Origin of the sequence: Fulvimarina endophytica, from assembly GCF_003403015.1 — a bacterium.
In the GTDB taxonomy this organism is placed as follows: domain Bacteria; phylum Pseudomonadota; class Alphaproteobacteria; order Rhizobiales; family Rhizobiaceae; genus Fulvimarina; species Fulvimarina endophytica.
Genome location: NZ_QURL01000004.1, coordinates 276,068 through 297,186 on the forward strand (window position 1 = coordinate 276,068; position 21,119 = coordinate 297,186).

At 66.0% G+C, this 21,119-nt stretch carries 18 protein-coding genes; 10 read left to right on the forward strand and 8 right to left on the reverse strand.

Annotation, left to right across the window (positions count from 1 at the left end):
• Positions 1 to 102: 102 nt before the first annotated feature.
• The 3 genes from choX to DYI37_RS10750 form a co-directional block, all read right to left on the reverse strand.
• Positions 103 to 1,041, reverse strand: coding sequence for a choline ABC transporter substrate-binding protein (choX, locus tag DYI37_RS10740; protein ID WP_116683229.1), 939 nt, complete (start codon positions 1,039 to 1,041; stop codon positions 103 to 105).
• A 70-nt stretch (positions 1,042 to 1,111) separates the two neighbouring features.
• Complete coding sequence (locus DYI37_RS10745; RefSeq protein ID WP_116683498.1) at positions 1,112 to 2,626, reverse strand: carnitine 3-dehydrogenase; 1,515 nt, start codon at positions 2,624 to 2,626, stop codon at positions 1,112 to 1,114.
• Between the two features lie 26 nt (positions 2,627 to 2,652).
• A complete protein-coding gene (locus DYI37_RS10750) occupies positions 2,653 to 3,558 on the reverse strand; it encodes a beta-keto acid cleavage family enzyme (protein WP_116683499.1) in 906 nt (301 codons plus the stop codon).
• Positions 3,559 to 3,709: 151 nt separating this feature from the next.
• Here DYI37_RS10750 and DYI37_RS10755 point away from each other — a divergent pair, with 151 nt between their 5' ends.
• Positions 3,710 to 4,678, forward strand: a complete 969-nt coding sequence (locus DYI37_RS10755) for a GlxA family transcriptional regulator (RefSeq protein WP_245413870.1) — start codon at positions 3,710 to 3,712, stop codon at positions 4,676 to 4,678.
• 127 nt (positions 4,679 to 4,805) lie between these two features.
• Here DYI37_RS10755 and DYI37_RS10760 read toward each other — a convergent pair whose 3' ends face one another.
• Genes DYI37_RS10760 through DYI37_RS10775 form a run of 4 tightly spaced genes read right to left on the reverse strand, consistent with a single transcriptional unit; the run spans position 4,806 to position 9,035 of the window.
• Positions 4,806 to 5,708, reverse strand: coding sequence for an ABC transporter permease (locus tag DYI37_RS10760; protein ID WP_116683230.1), 903 nt, complete (start codon positions 5,706 to 5,708; stop codon positions 4,806 to 4,808).
• A gap of 4 nt (positions 5,709 to 5,712) precedes the next feature.
• Positions 5,713 to 6,669: an ABC transporter permease gene (locus DYI37_RS10765; protein WP_116683501.1), complete on the reverse strand. Its 957-nt coding sequence runs from the start codon at positions 6,667 to 6,669 to the stop codon at positions 5,713 to 5,715.
• A 23-nt stretch (positions 6,670 to 6,692) separates the two neighbouring features.
• Positions 6,693 to 7,976 carry an ABC transporter substrate-binding protein gene (locus DYI37_RS10770; protein ID WP_116683231.1) on the reverse strand — a complete coding sequence of 428 codons (1,284 nt, stop codon included), beginning with the start codon at positions 7,974 to 7,976 and terminating at the stop codon, positions 6,693 to 6,695.
• Between the two features lie 45 nt (positions 7,977 to 8,021).
• Entirely contained in the window at positions 8,022 to 9,035 is a 1,014-nt protein-coding gene (locus DYI37_RS10775; protein ID WP_116683232.1) for an ABC transporter ATP-binding protein, read from the reverse strand.
• Positions 9,036 to 9,341: 306 nt separating this feature from the next.
• Here DYI37_RS10775 and DYI37_RS19990 point away from each other — a divergent pair, with 306 nt between their 5' ends.
• On the forward strand, positions 9,342 to 9,902 hold the full coding sequence (locus DYI37_RS19990) for a hemerythrin domain-containing protein (protein ID WP_158555141.1): 561 nt from the start codon (positions 9,342 to 9,344) through the stop codon (positions 9,900 to 9,902).
• Here the strand turns inward: DYI37_RS19990 and DYI37_RS10785 are convergent.
• On the reverse strand, positions 9,899 to 10,441 hold the full coding sequence (locus DYI37_RS10785) for a gluconokinase (RefSeq protein ID WP_245413872.1): 543 nt from the start codon (positions 10,439 to 10,441) through the stop codon (positions 9,899 to 9,901). The genes DYI37_RS19990 and DYI37_RS10785 overlap by 4 nt on opposite strands.
• A 380-nt stretch (positions 10,442 to 10,821) precedes the next feature.
• Here DYI37_RS10785 and cynS point away from each other — a divergent pair, with 380 nt between their 5' ends.
• From cynS to DYI37_RS10825, 8 genes are all read left to right on the forward strand, one after another.
• The gene (gene cynS / locus DYI37_RS10790; RefSeq protein ID WP_116683503.1) at positions 10,822 to 11,310 is read left to right on the forward strand and encodes a cyanase; all 489 of its coding nucleotides are present in this window, start codon (positions 10,822 to 10,824) and stop codon (positions 11,308 to 11,310) included.
• A gap of 65 nt (positions 11,311 to 11,375) precedes the next feature.
• The gene (locus DYI37_RS10795; RefSeq protein WP_116683234.1) at positions 11,376 to 11,846 is read left to right on the forward strand and encodes a nuclear transport factor 2 family protein; all 471 of its coding nucleotides are present in this window, start codon (positions 11,376 to 11,378) and stop codon (positions 11,844 to 11,846) included.
• Between the two features lie 102 nt (positions 11,847 to 11,948).
• A complete protein-coding gene (locus tag DYI37_RS10800; RefSeq protein WP_116683235.1) occupies positions 11,949 to 12,365 on the forward strand; it encodes a VOC family protein in 417 nt (138 codons plus the stop codon).
• Entirely contained in the window at positions 12,362 to 13,300 is a 939-nt protein-coding gene (locus DYI37_RS10805) for a 2-hydroxyacid dehydrogenase (RefSeq protein WP_116683504.1), read from the forward strand. The genes DYI37_RS10800 and DYI37_RS10805 overlap by 4 nt, the downstream gene beginning before the upstream one ends.
• 145 nt (positions 13,301 to 13,445) lie before the next feature.
• Positions 13,446 to 13,808: a thiol-disulfide oxidoreductase DCC family protein gene (locus tag DYI37_RS10810; RefSeq protein ID WP_116683236.1), complete on the forward strand. Its 363-nt coding sequence runs from the start codon at positions 13,446 to 13,448 to the stop codon at positions 13,806 to 13,808.
• 355 nt (positions 13,809 to 14,163) lie between these two features.
• Entirely contained in the window at positions 14,164 to 16,035 is a 1,872-nt protein-coding gene (locus DYI37_RS10815) for a methyl-accepting chemotaxis protein (RefSeq protein ID WP_158555142.1), read from the forward strand.
• A gap of 525 nt (positions 16,036 to 16,560) precedes the next feature.
• Positions 16,561 to 18,492, forward strand: a complete 1,932-nt coding sequence (locus DYI37_RS10820; RefSeq protein WP_158555143.1) for a methyl-accepting chemotaxis protein — start codon at positions 16,561 to 16,563, stop codon at positions 18,490 to 18,492.
• Positions 18,493 to 18,869: 377 nt separating this feature from the next.
• Positions 18,870 to 21,113 (forward strand): TonB-dependent siderophore receptor, encoded by a 2,244-nt coding sequence (locus tag DYI37_RS10825; RefSeq protein WP_116683238.1) that lies wholly within the window; start codon positions 18,870 to 18,872, stop codon positions 21,111 to 21,113.
• Positions 21,114 to 21,119: the final 6 nt, after the last annotated feature.

The window sequence follows — 21,119 nt, forward strand, 5'->3', positions numbered from 1 at the left end:
CCGGGTTCGGCGCGGCTGCGAGCCGCCGGAGCGTTTCGCGCCTCCAGCATCGGACCGAAAAGTGGGCCCGGTTTTCGGGCCACCCGATGCGTCAGCAAGGCTCTACAGTCCCAGCGAGGACTTGACCGCCGGAAGGCCAGGCTCGCCGCTCGCCGTCGTCACGCCGTCGAGCCAGGCGTCGAGAAGGTCCGGCTGCTTCTCGATCGCCTGCCTGGCCGCATCGTCGGCCGCGGTCCCTTCGTTCAGGATCTCGTTCATCATGGTGTTCTCCAGATCGACGGAGAAATCCATGTTCTCGAGCAGCTTGGTGAGGTTCGGGCAATCGGCCGCAAAGCCCGGCCGCGTGACCGTGCGCACTTCGGCCGAGCCGTAGTTCGGGCCGAAATACTCGTCGCCGCCGCTCAGATAGGTGAGATCGAATTCGGTGTTCATCGGATGCGGCTCCCAGGCCGGGAAGACGATCCACTCCTCGCGGTTCTCGGCCCGGCCGACCTGGGCGAGCATGCCCTGCTCCGAGGATTCCTTGAGTTCCCAGTCCTTCAGTCCGTAAGCGCCGTCCTTGATCATGCGGAGCATGTTCTCGTTCACCGAGGCGCCGGCCTCGATGCCGTAGATCGTGTGGTCGAACTTGTCGGCATTGGCCGCGAGGTCGTCGAAGGATTTGACGCCCGCTTCGGCCACATAGCTCGGAACCGCGAGGGTGAAGCGGTTGCCCGAGAGATTGACGTTGAGAACGTCGAGTTCGCCCGCTTCCACCATCGGATCGACGATCTCGGTCTGGGTCGGCATCCAGTTGCCAAGGAAGATGTCGAGATCGTTCGAGGCGAGGCTGCGGAAGGTGATGGGAACGGAGAGGCTCTTGATATCGGAGGTGTAGCCGAGCGGCTCCAGCACCGTCTTCAGAAGTGCGTTGGTGGAGGAGATGTCGGTCCAGCCCGGATCGGAATAGCGCACCGTCTTGCAGGAGTCCTTGTCCTGGGCGAAGGCGCCGCCAGCCAGGAGAAGCGAGAGCGCAGCCGTCGTGGTGAGAAGCTTGGTCATGCGTTGTCCTTATCTAGGGGTTGGTCACTTCGGTATTGGTGTCGGTGTCGGTCGCCGCGGTAGGCCTCGTTCAGGCCGCCCCGTTGCCGGCAGGACGGATCGCGCGGCCGGCGATCGCCTCGGTTTCCGGTGCGGGCTCCTGCGTGGCGAGGATCCCGGAGATCTTCGACAGGATATGTTCAGGCGCACCCGCGCTGCGCCCGCTTTCGCGATCCACATGCAGGAGCATGTGCTCGCCGGTGGCGATCGTCTCGCCATCGGCCCGCCCGAGGTCGTGAAGGAGATGTAGGCGCTTGTCGTCCGAGGACAGGATGCGGGTTCGCACTCTGAGCGTGTCCCCCGCATGGGCCTCGCCGAGATGCCTGAGATGGGTCTCGACGGTGTAGTAGCTTCCGCCCGCCGCCACGTAGTCGGTCCCGGCGCCGATCCGTGCGAGAAGCCGGTCGCTCGCCTCGCCGAAGACCTGGAGATAGCGGTGCTCGGTCATGTGGCCGTTGTAATCGGCCCAGGCCGGCGGGACCACGAGTTCGTGCCCCTCGTCCGCCTGCGCCGCCGGCTCGTTTCCGCTCGGGGTCGCCCGGCGCCAGAGCTCCGTCTCGAATTCGGAGAGCAGCTTGCCCGCCCCCCAGCCGCGCCCCTCGTCGCCCGTCTTCAGGGCCTGGAGGATCGCGACGAGATTGCCGTCCCGGATCTGTTCGAGGCGCCGGATCGAGAGGCCCTCGTTCTGGGCGTCGGACTGGGCGGCGATCGTCTCGACGAGCGCCTCGTCGAGATCGACGACGTCGGTGAGCTTCGTCCAGGGCCATTTCAGCGCGGGCCCGAACTGGGCGAGGAAATGGCGCATGCCGGCCTCGCCGCCGGCGATCCGGTAGGTCTGGAACAGCCCCATCTGCGCCCATCTGAGGCCGAAGGAATAGCGGATCACGTCGTCGAGGGTCTCGACATCGCAGATCCCATCCTTGATCAGCCACAGGGCCTCGCGCCACAGGGCCTCCAGCAACCGGTCGCCCACGAAGGCGTCGATTTCCTTCGCGATGTGAACGCCCTTCATGCCGATGGCGGCGAGGCGCTCGATCGCGTCCGTCACGACCTCGGGCGCCGTCTGCCGCCCGCCGACGATCTCGACCAGCGGCAGGAGATAGACGGGATTATAGGGATGGGCGACGAAGAGCCGGCCGGGATGAGCGAGCCCCTCCTGCAGATCGGTCGGAAGAAGGCCGGAGGTCGAGGAGCCGATCAGCGCCTGCGGGCGTGCCGCCGCATCGATCCGGGCGAGAACCGCGCGCTTCAGATCGAGGCGTTCGGGCACCGATTCCTGCACCCAGTCGGCTTCGGCCACCGCCGTTTCGAGATCGTCGTGGAAGGTCAGCCGGCCTTCCGGCGGCAGCGGCGCGCCCGTCAGCCTGCCATAGGCGGCGCGGGCATTGTCCAGGACCTCGCCGACGATGCGCCTTGCCTCGGGGTGCGGATCGTGAACGTCGACATCGATGCCGGCAAGGAGAAAGCGCGCGATCCATCCACCGCCGATGACGCCGCCGCCGACACAGGCGGCGCGGGCGATCGGGGGACGGTCGGTGGGGGTCATCTTCGTCGTCTCGTCGCGGGTCATGGTCACCACCGGCGTGTGAGGTCGAGCTTTTCGCGCACTTCGGCCGGGGTCATCACCCGGCTGCCCATGCCTTCGGCAATCGTCACGGCCCGCTCCACCAGATCGCGATTGCTGGCGAGAACGCCTTTGGAGAGCCAGAGATTGTCTTCGAGGCCGACCCGGATATTGCCGCCGGCGGAAAGCGCGAGGGCTGCATAGGGCAACTGGTTGCGGCCGATCGAGAAGGCCGAGAAGGTCCAGTCCTCGGGAAGATTGGCGGTCATCGCAAGAAGCGAGGCGAGATCGTCCGGCGCGCCCCATGGAACGCCCATGCACAACTGCACCATCACCGGATCGGCGATGAGGCCTTGCTCCTTCAGCCATTTGGCAAGAACCAGATGACCGGTATCGAAGATCTCGATCTCCGGCCGCACGCCCAGCGCCTTGATCCGCGCGGCCATGGCCTTCAGCATGGCCGGCGTGTTGGTCATCACATAGTCGCCCTCGCCGAAATTCATCGTGCCGCAGTCGAGGGTGCAGATCTCGGGGCTGAGTTCGGCGACGTGGGCGAGCCGCTCCTCGGCGCTCGCCATGTCCGTGCCGGCCTCGCTTACGGGGAGCGGTGCATCGGGGCTGCCGAGAACAAGGTCGCCTCCGGCGCCCGCCGTAAGGTTCAGGACGACATCCGTGCCGGAGGCGGCGATCCGCTCCACCACCTCGCGGTAGAGGGCGAGATCGCGCGAGGGCTTGCCCGTCTCGGGATCGCGGACATGGATATGGGCGATCGCGGCACCGGCCTTCGCCGCCTCGATCGCATCGCGCGCGATCGCTTCGGGGGTGACGGGTACCTTGTGCGAACGGCCGGTGGTATCGCCGGCGCCGGTGACGGCGCAGGTGATGAACACGTCTCGGCTGGGACGAAGCGGCATGACGTCGAAGGCCTCCCTCTCGCGCGCCCCGGCCTTGGCGATACGCACCCGAACGGTGTTTGCGGGCCGGCAGCGAGGGGGAGTTTGACCGAGCCCTGCAACTCACGCTTTACTTCATGCGAAGATGATTTGACGTATTGCGAAGGTTCCGGTGTTCGAGCGCTCCGACAGCCCCCTCGACGTGACGCTGCTCGTCCTGCCGGACGCCTCGTTGATGTCGCTCGCCGCAACGCTCGATCCGATGCGGGCGGCCAACCGCATCACCGGGCACCCGCATTACGTCTGGCGGGTCGTCTCGGCCGACGGCGCCGATCCGGCGACGAGCTGCGGCCTCAAGGTCGCCGTCGACGGGCGGCTCGATCCGGAGAGGCAGACCGATGTCCTCGCCGTGATCGCCGCCTTCAATGTCCACGCCCATGCGGGTTCCGATCTTCGTCGACGCCTGACCGTCGCCGCGCGCAATGCCGCGGCAGTCGGCGGCATCGAAGCGGGACCATGGGTGCTCGCCATGTGCGGGCTTCTCGACGGCCGGGCCGCGACGACCCACTGGGAGGATCTGGAAGATTTCGCCGCGGCCTTTCCGGCGGTGCGCACCGTATCCGACCGCTGGGTCCTCGACGGCCGCTTCTTCACGACCGGGGCGGCGGCGCCGGCGCTCGACTTCATGCTCGACCTTATCCGCGCGCGCCAGGGCCATGCGCTGTCGCTGGAGGTCGCGGGGCTCTACGTCTATGACGGCATGCAGGCCGGCGATCGCAACCAGTCGCCGGTGGCGCTCGGCCGGATCGCGGGACGCGACCCGACGCTTGCCGCCGCCGTGCGCCTGATGGAGGCGCATATCGACGAGCCCCTGTCGATCGCGGAAATCGCGGATCGGATCGGGCTTTCGAGGCGCAGCCTCGAGACGGCCTTCTGCCGGCTGACCGGGCGCGGGCCCGGCGCCTTCTATGCCGGCCTCCGGCTGCACGCCGCGCGCCGGCTGGTCGTCGATACGGACATCCCCCTGTCGGAGGTCGCCGTGCGCACGGGTTTCTCCTCGATGTCCGCCCTGTCGCGCAGCTTCAAGCGCGAGTTCCGCCTCAGCCCCAGCGAGACGCGCCGCAGGAACGCGCTCGGCTGACGATCGGACACCCAGAGTCTCGGATGGCCCGAAAACCGGGCCCACTTTTCGGCCCGATGCTGTGGACCGGGACGTCCACCTGCCGGGCTCGAGGGGTGCGGCCCGGCGATCCTACCGCGAGCTTCCGTCAGCCCGCCTTCGGGAGACGCGTCCTTCGCCTTCGCTGGAGAGCGAGGAAGGCTGCGAGCGTGCCGAAGATCACCGTGAAGGAGACCGCGGTCACTGTGGTGCCGAGGGCGTAGATCTCGGGCGTCGTCACCGTCGTCGTCAGGGCGGCGAGTTCGAGCGGCAGCGTATTGGTGGAGCCCATGGTCTGGCTCGACCGGGCGATCTCGTCCCAGGACAGGGTGAAGCCGAAGAGCGCGATGCCGATGAGGAAGGGCGCGATCATCGGCAGGATAACGAAGCGGAAGCTCTGCCAGCTTGTGGCGCCGAGATCTCGCGCGGCCTCTTCGTAGCTTTTGTCCAGCCGGTTGAAGACGGCGAACATGATGAGAAGGCCGAAGGGCAGCGTCCAGGACAGGTGCGCGCCGAGGCCGGAGGTGAAGAGGCCGAGGGAATTGCCGCGCGCATCGGCAAGGCCGAGCGATGCGAGCGCCGGCCTCAGGACGTCGTCGACGATGCGGAATTCGAGCGCGATTCCGAGGGAGACGACGATCGAGGGCACGATGAGGCTGGCGACGGCCACGTAGAACAGGGCCGCCGAACCCCTGAAGCGCTTGCGGAAGGCAAGGCCTGCCAGCACCGAGATGACGACCGTCAGCACCAGGACCGTGAGGCCGAGGGCGAGAGACCGGCGGAAGGCCGCGCCGATATCGACCGTGCCGCCGCCGCTCCACAACCGCTCGAACCAGTAGAGGGAGAGGCCGTTCATCGGAAAGGTCAGGCCGCCCGAGGGCCCCTGGAAGGAGAGCGTCAGGATGGTGACGACGGGCCCGTAGAGAAAGACGACGAAGAGGGCGAAGAACAGGGCGAGGGCATAGAAGCTGCGCGGGCGCCTCTCGTGTCGCGGGACGGGGTTTGCGGCCATCGCCTCAAAGCTCCTTGCGGATGTCGACGAGGCGCAGCATGCCCCAGATGGTCAGGAGCACGACCGCGAGAAGGACGATCGCATTGGCGGCCGCGATCGGGAATTGCAGGAAGTTGATCTGCGACTGGATCACCTTGCCGACCGAGGCGATCTGCTGGCCGCCCATGATGCCGATCGTCAGATAGTCGCCGGTCACGATGGTGACGACGAAGATCGAGCCGATGACGATGCCGGGTTTCACGAGGGGTATGACGACGTTGGTCAGCGTCTGCCAGCCGGTCGCGCCGGCATCGTAGGCCGCCTCGATCAGCGCCCTGTCGATGCGCATCATCGAGTTGAAGATCGGCACCACCATGAAGAGCGTGTAGAGGTGGACGAGGGCGAGGGCGACCGCGAAGTCCGAATAGAGCAGCCATTCGAGCGGCGCATCGATGAGACCGATGCCCTGCAGGGTCTCGTTGACGAGGCCGTTGCGCCCGAGCAGCGGAATCCAGGAGATCATGCGGATCACGTTCGAGGTCCAGAACGGGATCGTGCAGACCATGAAGAGCGCGATCTGCATCGGCAGCGTGCGCACGTGGAAGCACAGGAAATAGGCGACCGTGAAGCCGATCGCGAGCGTCGCGACCCAGACGATGGCGACGAATTTCAGGGTCGAGAGATAGGTCGCGAAGGTGGTGCAGAGGGCCGAGCCGCCAGAGAAGCAGCCGTAGAAGACATCCGCGTAGTTGGTCGCAACGAAGGCCGGCTCGATGGAATATTCGGTGTAGTTCCAGAACGAGACGACGACGGTCGCGACCAGCGGCAGGATGAAGAACAGAAGAAAGACGAGCGCCATCGGCGCCGCCTGGAGATAGGCGGTCCACCAGGGCGTCCAGCTCGTGCGCACGCGCCGCACCCTCGCGCCGCTGCGGGCCGCGACGGGGACCCCGGCCGAAGCCGGGATCGCCTTGGTTTCGATCTCGTGGGTGGAGCTCAAGGGGATCAGGCCGCGATGAACTCGTTCCACTTGCGGATCATGTAGATGTTCTCGTCCATGACCGCGTTCCAGCAGGCGACCCTGCCCATGCGTTCGTCGTAGGAGCCGCCGTCGCGGGTCGCCCCTGCCTTTTCGAGGAGCTTGCCGTCCGGTGCGAGGATGTCCTGTTCCGCCGGCTTGCCCTCGAACCAGTAGGCCCATTCATAGGGCTCCATCGCCTCCTTGGTGGTCTCGAGGACGGCGGTGTAATAGCCCTGCTTGGCCAGATGCGCGCCGGCCCAGCCCGACAGGAACCAGTTGATGAACTCGTAGGCCGCGTCCTTCTCGCGATCGTTGATCGCGACCGGCAGGCCGAAGCCCGAGGCCCAGGCGCGGTAGCCTTCCTTCAGCGGCTGGTACTTGCAGTCGATGCCCTGGGTGCGCACCGCCGTGACCGCCGGCGACCACATGGACTGGATGACGACCTCGCCCGAGGCCATCAGGTTCACGCTTTCGTTGAAATCGGTCCAGAAGGCGCGGAACTGGCCGGCGCGTTTCGCCTCGATCAGCGCGCCGATCGTCTTGTCGATCTCCTCGCGCGTCATGTTTCCCTTGTCGCCATAGGTGAGGTCGCCGCGCGCCGAGAGGGCCATCGCCGCATCCATGATGCCGATGGACGGGATGTTGAGCATCGCCGCGCGGCCCTTGAACTTCGGGTCGAGGAGCGCGGCCCAGCTGTCCACCGGCCCGTCGATGAGATCGGGCCGGATGCCGAGCGTATCGGCGTTGTAGGTGGTCGGGATGAGGGTCAAAAATTCGGTCGGCTCACCGGCGAATTCGGTCGCCTGCTCGGAGGGCAGGTAGAGCACCTTGGAGGGCGCCGTGCCGTCGAGGCCGACCGTCTTGCCGTCGACCGTGCCCTCACGGATGACCGAGGCGATCTGATCGGCGAGTTTGATCCGCTTGGCGTCGAGACCCATGATGTTGCCGGAGGGCAGGAGCTTGGGAAGCGCGAAATATTCGGTGTCCACGAGGTCGAACGAGTTCGGCTGGGTGATCACGCGCTTGGCCACATCGTCGGTGGTGACGGCGATGTAGTCGATATTGATGCCGAGATCGGCGCCGGCCTTTTCCGCGATCGCCGGCGACTGGTTCACGGCGGTCGAGAGATAGCGCAGCGTCACCTTTTCCTGGGCGATGGCGGGCGTCGGGAAGGCGGAGAGCTTCGCGGTCGCGGCAAGGCCGGCGATCGCCGCGCCGCCGGCCAGCAGGCTGCGGCGCGATACACTGAACTGTGTCGTCCTGGTCATGTCGGTCGTTCCGTTCGTCCTGGTGTGGAAGGGATCAAGATCGGCTCACGCCGCAAGTTCGTGCCGGTCGTGGGGGTGCCAGGCGACACCGACGGTGTCGCCGACCGCGACCGGCGCGCGGTCGAATTCGTGTTCGGGAAGGGTCGCGAGGAGATCGGTTCCATCGGGACGCTTGAGGGCGACGTGGATGGTCATGCCCTGATATTCGACGTCGCTGACGGTCGCCGGACTGCTGCCCGCCTCCGCATCGCCGAGCGGCGAGAGCCGGAGCTTGTCAGCCCGCACCGCATAGGCGGACGCGCCCTCGGTCACGACGTTGTGGCCACCCATGAACTGGGCGACGAAGCGTGTCCTCGGGGCGTTGAAGACCTCGCGCGGGGTCCCGACCTGCTCGATCCGCCCGTCGTTCATGACGACCACCATGTCGGCGAGCGCCATCGCCTCCTCCTGGCTGTGCGTCACATGCACGAAGGAGATTCCGAATTCGCGCTGATAGCGTTTCAGTTCGGCCCGCATGCGGATGCGCAGGAACGGGTCCAGCGCCGATAGCGGCTCGTCGAGAAGGAGAACCGTCGGATTGGTGATGAGGGCTCTCGCCAGTGCGACGCGCTGCTGCTGCCCGCCGGAAAGCTGCGCGGGAAGGCGGGAGGCGTAGGCGCTCATGTCGACCATCGCCAGCATCGCATCGGCGCGCTTCAGGCGCTCCTCCTTCGCGGTGCCCGCCATCTTCAGGGCGAAGGCGACGTTCTCGCGCACGTCGAGATGGGGAAACAGGGCGTAGTTCTGGAACATCATCGCGGTGCCGCGCCGCGCCGGCGGCAGATCGTTGACGATCGTATTGCCGATCATCACATCGCCGTCGGAGATGAATTCGTGACCCGCCACCATGCGCAGGGTCGAGGACTTGCCGCAGCCGGACGGTCCGAGCAGGCAGCAATAGGTTCCGGCCGGAACCTTCAGGGAGACGCGGTCGACCGCGACCGTATCGCCATAGGCCTTGGTGACGGCGGCAAGTTCGAGATCTGCTGCGGCGGATGGCACCTGGCACTCGCTCCTCATCCCATGATCCGAGGAGGGCGATGCAAGGGCCGTGCCAGACCTCACCCAGGCGGAGCCGCCGCCGCCGCGGGCTCGTCTTCAGGGAAATTCGCGGCCATGCGCGGTCTTACGGCGCACAGGGAAGAGAGAAGATGCGGCGCGCGGATAAGCGCCATCTGTTTATATTTTAGTCATAATTGCCAAGATGCACGCAATCTAGGCTATTCGACATCCGGCCTGCGCCGCTTCGCGGGCCTTGCATCGAGGCGGAGAATCCCGTTCACCCCTCGAAACCTCACCGGAACCTTCGGAAGACTACGAACTGCGATGGCCAAGACGACGCTTCTCGACGACCGGACGCGGCCGAAGGGCCCGACCTATGAAGGCCTCGACGCGGTCCAGGCGCGCCATGGCGAGGTGCTTGCCCATATCCATGCCTCCCATCTTCGCGAACTGACCAAGGTGACCCGCACCATGGCCGAGGTCGAGGCGGGAGAGCGCGACCTGCCGGCGCTTTCGGCAGCAGTGGAGACGCTGCCCATGGCCGAGGCCTATCGCAGCTTCGGAACCTTGTGCGGACGCGAATGCGCCCTTCTCACCTTTCATCACGACGCCGAGGAACAGCATGTGTTTCCGGCCCTCAGACGCCGGGCCCCGGAGGGGCTGATCGCGGTGCTCGATCGCCTCGCGGCGGAACACGTGATCATCCACGAGCATATCGACGCCCTCGCCGAGGCGGCACGCTCCGTCGTGAACGAACCGGGCCCCCAGGCCTTCGCGCGCTGCCGCGATGCGCTGACGGCGCTCGAACGGCTCGTGCGATCCCATTTCCGATACGAGGAAGGCGAACTCGCCGGCCCGATCGGCTTCTACGGCGTTCCGGTCTAGGCCGAAGCTGCCCCAGGCGCCTGGATGCGAGCGCTCTGATCTCGGGCGGACAGCGGTCCGATCGCTTCGAGGAAGGTCTTAACGATGTCCGGGACCGTGCGGTGGATATCGATCGCGACGGCGTTTTCGTCGGGGCCCGGCTCTTCGAGGGTTTCGAGCTGGCTGTCGAGCAGGGAGACCGGCATGAAGTGCCGCGTCCGCGCCTCCATCCGCGCCTTGAGGAGCTCCCGATCCCCTCTCAGATAGAGGAACGTCACCGGGTCGCTGCGACCGGCACTCCGGCAGATGATGTCGCGATAGGCGCGCTTGAGCGCCGAGCAGGCGACGACGGTGCCGTCCTTGCGAAGAACCGCACCGACCGCTTCCAGCCAGGGTCCGCGATCGGAGTCGCTCAAGGGATGGCCGCCGGCCATCTTGTCGATATTGGCCTTCGGATGGAGCGAGTCGCCGTCCACGTAATCGGCTCCGATCCGCCTTGCGAGCGCCTCCGCGACGGTGCTCTTGCCGCAGCCCGCAACGCCCATGACGACGATCCGCATGCTCAGGAAACCGCCCCGACCGGGCCGGTGGCCTCGGCGATCCTCGTCATTCCCATGGGTCCGCTGCCTCTGCTTTCGTCCTCGCCGCGAGAAGATAGGCGAGGACAGGTTCCAAGGACAGACCGCCAGCGCTCCGCGATCGGCTCGGCAACCCGGCGCCGGGCGGCACGGCTCCGGCAAGTCCGTGCCGCGGCCGGCTTCGCCTCTTGGCACGGCACTTGCCTGACGATCTTCGGGCGGCCAACCGAGGAGGACGCCATGCGGCATCCTCGAAACGCCTCTCGGGCAGGCCGCCGGCTCGGCTGCGCCGTCCGGTCGCCCGCCCGAAAACCCGATCCCGCGCGCAGTGCGGGGCACACAGGCCAATGAAGGAAGACGACATGAAACGAGCCGAACTCACCGAGAAGATCCTCGACGTGAAGCGCGAGAAGGATCTGAGCTGGAAGGCCATCGCGGAGGAGATCGGCGGCTACAGCCAGATCTTCATCACCACGGCGCTTCTCGGCAACATGCCCCTGCCCAAGCCGCAGGCGGAAAAGGCCGCCGCCCTGTTCGGTCTTTCGGCATCGGAAACGAAGATGCTCTCGGAGATCCCGATGCGGGCCGAAGAGACCCAGATGCCGCCGCAGGACCCGACGCTCTACCGCTTCTACGAGGCGATGCTCGTCTTCGGACCGGCGCTCAAGGAGACGCTGCACGAGGAGTTCGGCGACGGCATCATGTCGGCGATCGATTTCGTCCTCTCGATGGACCGCAAGGAGGATCCCGCCGGCGACCGGGTCGTCATCACGATGAACGGCAAGTTCCTGCCCTATAAATATCACGAGCCGCGCGACGGCGCGCAGGCCTCCGGCGCCCATCCGCGCTGAAGAAGCGAGACGAGGACCGGTGCGGCGTGTAGGCTGCACCGGTCGCAAGCCAGCAGGATCGATCCATGAGCGAAGAGCGCCCGCCCTTTCCGCCCTTCACCGCACAGACTGCCGCCGAGAAGGCGCGCAAGGCGGAGGACGCCTGGAACCGGCGCGATCCGAAGGCGGTTTCGATGGCCTATACGACCGACAGCCGATGGCGCAACCGATCGGAATTCTTCTCGGGCCGCGAGGCGATCGTCGGGTTCCTCACCCGAAAATGGGAGCGCGAACTCGACTACCGCCTGATCAAGGAGGTCTGGGCCTTCCACGAGAACCGCATCGCCGTGCGGTTTCAGTACGAATATCACGATGCGGGCGGCCAGTGGTTCCGCGCCCACGGAAACGAGCAGTGGGAGTTCGACGAGATCGGGCTGATGCGCCGGCGCGAGGCCTCGATCAACGACGTTCCGATCGCCGAAGCCGAGCGGAAGTTCCATTGGGACGCCGGCCCTCGCCCGGCCGATCATCCCGGCCTCACCGAACTCGGGCTCTGAACGCTCGAAGCCGGTGCATCGCTGCCCGTCTCCATCTCCGGGCGGCCGCCCCCCCCATGGCGGCTCGCGATCCCCGATACATGCAGAAGAAAGACCGATCCGATGTTCAAACCCCTCTTTCACCTTGCCTATCACGTGGACGATCTCGACGCCGCCGCGCGCTTTTATGGCGACCTCCTCGGTTGCCGGCGAGGGCGCAGCACCGAGACCTGGATCGATTTCGACTTCTTCGGCCATCAGATCTCGCTTCATCTGGGCACTCCTTTCTCGACGGCCGAGACCGGCAAGGTCGGCGACCATATGGTTCCGATGCCGCATCTGGGGGCGGTTCTTCCGCTCGACCTGTGGCGCGAGGTGGCAGACAGGCTGACGGCGGACGGGCTCGACTTCGTGATCGCGCCGACCGTCCGGTTCGAAGGGCAGCCCGGCGAGCAGTGGACGATGTTCTTCCGCGACCCCGCCGGCAATCCCATCGAGCTGAAGGGATTTGCGAACGAAGACGCCGTGTGGGCCGCATGAGCATCGTTCCTCTCGTTGCGACCATGGACGGCGCCGAGAGCGAGGCCTGGCGCACCGCGTTGCAGTCCGCCCTTCCCGAACACCGCATCTGCGATCCGCGTTCGCTGTCGGCGGCCGAGGCGGCGAGCGTCGAAGTCGCGATCGTCGCCAATCCCGATCCGGCCGATCTCGCCCGCTTCCCGGCCCTCAAATGGGTCCAGAGCCTCTGGGCCGGCGTCGAGCGTCTCCTGACCGCGCTGCCGGCCGAGATCGGCATCGTGCGACTGGTCGATCCGGTTCTCGCCGAGGCCATGGCCGAGGCGGTTCTCGGCCACGTCTTCTATCTGCACAGGCGCATGCCGGACTATCTCGAGCAGCAGCGGGCCGGGATCTGGCGCCCGCTCGATCAGCCCTCTGCCGGGGAGAGAACCGTCGCGGTCCTCGGACTCGGCGAACTCGGTCGCCTGAGCGCCCTTGCCCTTTCCGCTGCGGGGTTCCGGGTGGTCGGATGGTCGCGCACGCCGAGGCGGATCGACGGCGTAGAAACATTCGCGGGCGACGCCTCGCTCGAAGCCGTCATCGGGGCGGCCGGGATCGTCGTCGTGGTCCTGCCCCTGACCTCGCAGACATCCGGGCTCCTCGACGCGCGAATGCTGGGCTCCCTTGCGGAAGGCACGTCGCTGATCAATGTCGGGCGCGGGCCGATCATCGAGACGGGTGCTCTTCTTTCCGCGCTCGACAGCGGGCGCGTCGCACATGCTGTCCTCGACGTCTTCGACGAGGAACCGCTCCCGCCCGATCATCCCTTCTGGACCCATCGCGCGGTCACCGTCATGCCGCATGTCGCCGCACCGACGGATATGAGAAGTGCAAGCGCGATCGCCGCCCGCAATCTTCGAACCTATTTCAATCGAGGCGAGATCCCCGGCCCCGTCGACCGCGCGGCCGGCTACTGAGGCCTGACCGCCTGCGAACCGGCTGACCGCACCAGATCCCTGCCGGGACCGACGCCCGGATGACCATGATGTTGTGCGCCGCCTGTCGCGATCTGCCGCATGTGAGAGGGCGCGATTTTCCCGCGCCGCTGCCCATCTTCGGTCGATGAGCGAACTCACAGTCTGGTACGACGGATCCTGCCCCTTGTGTCGAAGGGAAATCGCGATGCTTCGCCGGCTCGACCGGCGAGACGCGATCCGGTTCGTCGATGCCGACGAAGCCGGCGCGGAAGGCTGCCCGCTCGACCGCTCGCAGTTGCTGGCGCGCTTCCACGCATGCGAGGATGGCAAGCTTCTCCACGGCGGCGCGGCCTTCGCGGCCGTCTGGCGCGCCATTCCCGTCCTGCGCCCCCTGGGACTTGCGTTTCGGGGCCCCTTCGCATCGGCTTTGCTCGAACGATGCTACCTCCTCTTCCTGCGTGTACGCCCCGCCCTCCAGAGGCTGATGCACCGGCTGGAGCGCTCCTGAGGCCGCCCTTCGGACCTGTTTGCGCTCCATAGAAGACCGTCTAGTCGCTGAAGCGTCCGGCAAACCCGGAAGCATAAACTGCATGGATCGGCATCGAGGAAACGGAAAACGCGAGGTCATACACGCCTTGGTAGCGCGCGCCGAGCGCCCTCTTGTTTCGGGAAGCTGTCGCGTAACTGACGAGGACAGTTGGAATTTATACTTTGGTGAAAGATGTCGGATACCATTTCGGCGACCATGCGCGACGGGCGCAGGTATCACCCTAGGGCGCAAGAAGATGGCGTTGTTCAGCAATATTCGCGTAAACCGCAAACTCGTAATCGCATTCGCGCCCATATTGGTCGCGGTGGCTGCCATGACCGGCGTGGTTCTCTATGCCATCTCCGATATCCGGAATGCCGCATCCTGGGATCAGCACACCACGGAAGTTCTCGCCGCTGCGCAGAACGCACGGCAAGGGATGATGCAGGAAGTGGCCGCCATGCGCGGATACATCCTTTCCCCGAACGAAGACTACTACGACGATTTCAAGGCCGGGCTTGCCAATTTCGACAGGGCGGTGGAACGGATCGGGACGCTGACCTCGGACAATCCCCAGCAGCAGGAACGCGTGGCCCGGCTGAAGGCCGCCGGCGCGACCTATGTCGCCGAGGTCGCCGATCCGCAATACCGGTTCGCGTCCGATCCCTCGCAGCGCGACAGGGCGACCGCGATCACCGCCAACGGCACGGCCGCCAAGCATGTCGCCGGCGTCAACGACATCATCGGCGATATTTCCGCAGAGGAAGAGGCGCTGCTCGCAGTCCGCCGGGCCGCCACGGAGACCTCGTTCACGACGGCCTATCTGGCGCTCGGCCTCGGCGCGTTCCTGTCCTTCACGGTCGCGGCCGCGATGGGCTGGCTTCTGTCGCGCTCCGTCGCTTCGCCCCTCGTCAAGATGACGGCGGCCATGAAGGAGATCGGCGGCGGCAATCATGCGGTCACGGTCCCGGCCGTCGGACAGGCCGACGAACTCGGCGACATGGCGAGCGCGCTGGAGAACTTCCGCAAGGCCGGCCTCGAAAAGGTCAAGCTGGAAGGCCGTCTCGTCAGCGAGCGCACGAATGCCGAGGCATCGCGGCGCGAGGCCGAGCATGCCGCGACGACCGCCGCGAGGCAGGCCTTCATCGCCGCCGTCCAGCCGAGCTTCGAACGCCTGTCGGCCGGCGATCTGACCGCCCGCCTCGATGCGCGGGCCAATGCGGACTATGCCGAGCTGTGCGATCTGTTCAACGCCAGCGTCTCGAGACTCGAGCGCACGATCGGCTCCGTCGTCGGATCGATCGGCTCGATCCACAACGGTCTCTTCGAGATCAACACCGCATCCAACGATCTGGCCCAGCGCACCGAGCAGCAGGCGGCCAGCCTCGAGGAGACGGTGGCGGCCCTCAGCGAAGTGACGCGGGCGATCGATGCGACGGCGCAGAATTCCATCGAGGCCCAGTCGAGCGCTCACAGCGCCCTTCACAACGCGGAGAAGGGCGGCGACATCGTGCGGCGCGCGGTCGAGGCGATGCAGATCATCGAGCAGTCCTCGCGCAAGATCGGCAGCATCATCTCCGTGATCGACGAGATCGCCTTCCAGACCAACCTCCTTGCGCTGAACGCCGGCGTCGAGGCGGCGCGGGCCGGCGAGACCGGCCGGGGCTTTGCGGTGGTCGCGCAGGAAGTGCGGGGCCTCGCCCAGCGCTCGGCGACGGCGGCCAAGGAGATCAAGGAGCTGATCCAAGTCTCCAGCGAGCAGGTCGAGGCGGGCGTGGAACTGGTCGGGGCGTCCGGGCAGAGCCTGACGCAGATCATCTCGGAGATCGGCGATGTGAGCCGCGTCGTCACCGAGATCGCGAGCCGGACCCAGAGCCAGGCCGTGTCCTTGCGCGAGGTGTCGACGGCAGCCGACCAGATGGACAAGGTGACGCAGCAGAACGCGGCGATGGTGGAGCAGTCGACCGCGGCCGCGCAGACCCTCGCCAACGAGATGGACGACCTCTCCGGCCTCATCGCCGAGTTCAAGACGGCTACGAAGGCGGGCTCGATCCATCGCGAGGCGCGCCCGGCGAAGCGCAGCGCCGAAGGCGGGCGGCCCTCCGCACCCGCATCGGCCGTCGCCCGTCCGGTCCTCCAGATGAAGCCGGTCGCACAGGGCAACGCGGCCCTGAATACCCTGACCGACGAGTGGACGGAGTTCTGATCTTCAGGAACGGCGACCCGGCTCGCGCCGGGAAGTCCCGGGCGCACCTTGAAGACCGGAGGATGACCCCGGCTCTCGGATGACCCGAAATCTCTGGCGGACCAAGCCCCGGACCCGGTTTCGCAACCGGATCCGGGGCTCTTTCATGTCCCGGATCGGCGTTCGCCGACTGGCATCCGGAGCGGGATGTGACGCGATCCGTCTCGACAGGATCGGGCAAGGCGGGATCGTGGCCGTTTCCGTGTCTCAGCACCCGATCTCCAGGCAGAGGATTGTATCCGAAAGATGGGTGCGGGCCGGCCGCACGGGATGCCGCCGTGATCGAGGACGATTCATTCGCGGCTTCGTGACGGCGGGCAACTCTTCCTTAAGCCTCCGTCAATGGAAATGTTCAATATTGATTCAACCAAAGACATGATCTCATCACCGCATTCCGCAGATGAGACCAAGATATTCCCGATGACGATTCAGCACCGGTCAGCCCTAAAATGCAAGTCTGACTGATTAAAGGATAGGATGTTACTCATGCCGACGATCAATCGACTGTCCATCCGGGGCCGGATGCGCCTCCTGATCGGACTGACGGTCGCAGCCTTCCTCGCGGTCGGCATCGTATCCTTCGTTCAGGGGAACAAGATCAACCGGGCCGTCGAACTGGCGAACCAGATGCAGGAGCTCGTTCAACAGGCGACCCAGATGCGGATCCGCCTCCTGGAGGCGACGCTCGCGGCCATGGACGAGATCGTCGACAGGGAGAACGGTCAGGTTTCGCAGGAACGCACCGAGATCATGAGCCACGGCATTCAGGTCTCCGTCTCGCTCGTTCCGTCCATCGAGCAGCTCGCCACCCGCCTCGACAGGTCCGAGCTCGCCGACGGCCTCGAAGCCAAGCTGGCGAAGCTGGAGAGCGCCCTTCTCGAAACACTGCCCCGGCTCGTGCGCACGCGGGCCGATGCGAGCGCTTTCGGGGCGATCGACGACGTCATCGATTCCGAAGCGGGCGAGATCAGCGAGAACCTCGATCATCTGGTCGAGGCCGCGTTCGTACGCCTCGACACGAGAGCGGAGGAGGCGAGCCGGAACTCGACATTCGCCACCTATTTGCAGCTCGGCATCTCGCTCTTCGCGCTCGTTCTGATCGCTGCGATCGCAAGTCTGATCGGACGGTCGATCGTCAAGTCGCTCGGCCGCGTCGAGACCGCGATGTCGAAGCTCGCCGGCGGGCAGCTCGACACCCCGATCGAGGAGACCGATCGCAAGGACGAGATCGGCTCCATGGCGAGGGCCCTCGAAGTGTTCAAGGCCGCGTCCGTGGAACGGATCCGGCTCGTCGAGGAAAACGCGAAGGCGCGGGCCAGCGAGAGCCTCGCCAAGGAACGCCAGGCAGCGCTCGACAACGCCAAGGCCGAGGATCTGCGCACCTTCGTCGCCACGGTCGAGGTCGGCTTCGACCGCTTGTCCGAGGGTGACCTGACGGTGCGCATGCAGGACCGGGTGGCCGAGGAGTTCGAGCCGATCCGCTCCAAGTTCAACGACAGTGTCGCCGCCCTCGAAAACGCGATCGGCCATGTGGTCACGTCGATTTCGTCCATCCGCAACGGACTGAGCGAGATCAACACGGCCTCCGACGATCTCTCGCGCCGCACCGAACAGCAGGCGGCCAGCATCGAGGAGACCGTCGCGGCCCTCAACGAGGTAACCACCGCCGTCAACAACACCGCCAACGATGCCGGCAAGGCCCAGAAGGTCGCGATGGTGGCTCGCGAACGGGCGGTGACGGGCGGCGACGTCGTCGGCAGGGCGGTCATCGCGATGGGCCAGATCGAGGAGTCGTCGCAGAAGATCAACCTGATCATTTCCGTGATCGACGAGATCGCCTTCCAGACCAACCTCCTCGCCCTCAATGCCGGCGTGGAAGCGGCGCGGGCGGGCGAAGCCGGGCGCGGTTTCGCGGTCGTGGCGCAGGAGGTGCGCGGGCTGGCCCAGCGTTCGGCGGACGCGGCCAAGGAGATCAAGATGCTGCTCTCCGTCTCGCGCGAACAGGTCGGGTCCGGCGTGGAACTCGTCACCGCCTCGGGCAAGTCTCTGGAGGGCATCGTCGCCGAGGTCACGACCATGGCCGAGCTCATTTCGACCATCGCCGCCTCCGCCGGCCAGCAGGCCATCAGCCTACGCGAGGTCTCCCAAGCAGCGGACCAGATGGACAAGGTGACCCAGCAGAACGCCGCCATGGTGGAACAGGCGACGGCCGCGAGCCTCACGCTTTCGACCGAAACCGACGAGCTCGCCAGGACCATGTCCCAATTCCGCACCGAAGCGCAGAACGGATCGGCCACCAGGGAGGCCGCCCGCAAGCCCGTTCGCTCCGAGAGGACCACGACCCAGCTTCGCACGGTTGGCACCGGCGGCGCGGCGTTCGCCCCCGAACGCGGCGCGGACGACTGGGAGGACTTCTGATCCGCATTCGGATATTCGGATTGCTCCAGTCCGCAATTTTTCGCGCCTGATCCTCGCATCGGGCAGGGAGAAGCCCACGCTGCAGGTCATTGCGCCTGAGGATGGTGCATGAGGTGAAAGCCCTGGTCAGGCAGGAAGACCGATGACCCCGAAGCGCCGTGCGTCCAACTGGACGCGCGGCGCTTTCGTCTTGTCGGGCAAAGACGGGCGCCCGCGCCGAGGCTGGAAGCCGCGCCAGTTTGGAATCGGTCGAGACTTGCGACAAAGCGGCAACAGCGCAGGCCTCGCTGCAGGGCATGGGGATAACCGGACTCCCGGTATCAGAAAAAAGCGCCTAATGAAAACGTGATCTTCTCCATCCAGTTCACGAGTTCTTCATGCTGCCTTCCCTCCCGGGCGATCCTTCGAGCACCGGCATTGTCCGCCTGCGTCGGCATCTTCATCTGACCACCGCGGCGCTCGCCGCCTTCTCCGCCGCGTTCTCCGCAGGCGCGGCGTTCGCGCAAGGGACGATCCAGCTCGATCAGGTGGTGGTCGAGGCCGACGCGCAGTCCGCCCCCGCCTCCTCCGGGCCGGTCTCCCCGGCGGGTGAAACCAGCGCGCGTGGCGTCGCCAATCCCGGCCCCGTGGACGGCTATGTCGCCGAGAACGCGACCGCCGGCTCCAAGCTCGCGACGCCCATCAAGGAGATCCCGCAGGTCGTCACGGTCACTGGCCGCGAGGAACTCGACGATCTCGGCGTCCTTCAGGTCGACGAGGCCCTGCGCTATTCGCCGGGCGTGTTCGCCTCCCCCTTCGGCGCCGACTCCGACACGGACTGGGGCTTCATCCGCGGCTTCCAGACCACCCAGACCGGCTTCTTCCTCGACGGTCTCCCGCTCTTCCAGTACGCCTTCGCCTCGATCATCATCGATCCCTTCATCCTCGACAGGGTCGAGGTTCTGAACGGGCCCGGATCGGCGCTCTACGGCGCGGCCAGCGCCGGCGGCATCGTCAACCTGTCCTCCAAGCGCGCCGATGGCGAGCGCATCCGCTATATGGAGACCGGGATCACCGACGAGCCCAAGGGCTATGTCGGCTTCGACCTCGGCGACCGGTTCTCCCTCGCCTCGCCCTGGAGCTATCGTCTGACGGGCCGTGTCCTGGGCGGTGACGACGACGTCGATTACGCCGACCAGTTCCGCGGCGTGATCATGCCGCAGCTGCATTACGAGGGCGAGGATACGCGGGCCGATCTCTACGCCATCTACCAGCGCGACGATTCCAAGCACACCAACGGCTTCCTGCCCTATGCCGGAACCGTGGTCGACGCGCCCTATGGCCGGGTCCCCAACGATCTCTTCGTCTCCGAGCCCGGCCCCGACGACCTCAAGGCCAACCAGACCCTTCTCGGCTACGAGATCGAACACGACGTCAACGACGTCCTGACCCTGCGCTCCAACGGCCGCTACGCCAATATCCAGCGCGAGGAATACCAGATCTATCCCTTCGATCTGGACCAGACCGATCGCGTCCTCAGCCGCGGCGCCTTCGGCCACGACACCGAGGCCGATCTCGTCACCCTCGACAATCAGGCGATCCTGACCTTCGGCACCGGCGTTTTCGATCATCGTCTCCTGGTCGGCGCCGAATACCGCTATTACGGCGTCGATCAGGTACAGGCCTCGAACTTCGCGACCATTCCCGATCTCGATCCGATCAATCCGGTCTATGGCAAACCGCTGCCGGCCCTCTTCGCGCCCTATCTCGACGAGACCGTGGACCTCAACAGCCTCGGGCTCTATGCGCAGGACCAGATCCGGTTCGGCAGAGCCATCCTGACGTTGAACGGACGCTACGATTCCCTCTGGACCGATCGCGACGACCGCACCTCCTTCGGCAACGACTACGACAATCACGAGGACGCGTTCAGCGGACGGGCGGCCCTCGGCTACGAGATCGCCGACGGTCTCGTTCCCTATATCAGCGCGTCGAGCTTCTTCGAGCCGCAGATCGGCACGAACACGCTCGGCAATCCGGTCGGGGCGCAGGACGGCGAACAGTACGAAGCCGGCGTCAAGTGGGCGCCGACGGGCCTGGATGCGGTCTTCACCGCGGCGGTCTTCGATCTCACCCGCCGCAACACGCTCCAGAGCCGCTTCGTCGGCGGCGCCTTCATCAACGAGGCGCGCGGGCAGGTGAACTCCCAAGGCATCGAACTCGATGCCCGGGTCGGCCTTGCCGACGGTCTCGATCTCGTCGCCAACTTCACCACCTACGACATCGAGATCGAGAAGGACGCCAATCCGCTCTTCGTCGGAAACCGGCCCTTCGTCGTGCCCGAGACCTTCGCCTCCGCCTTCCTCAACTACCGGGTCGAGAGCGGCATGCTCGAAGGCGTCGAGCTGGGCGGCGGCGTGCGTTATGTCGGCAAGAGCTATGCCGACAATCTCAATGAGTTCGAGGTGCCGGACGTCACGCTCGTCGATGCCCGCATCGCCTACGAGAAGGAGGATTGGGGCGTTTCCCTCAACGTCAACAATCTCTTCGACGAGGACTATGTCTCGAGCTGCCAGGAGACCACCGCCTGCTACTACGGCGAAGGCCGCCGCGGTCTCCTGAAGGCTCATTTCAACTTCTAAGGGACC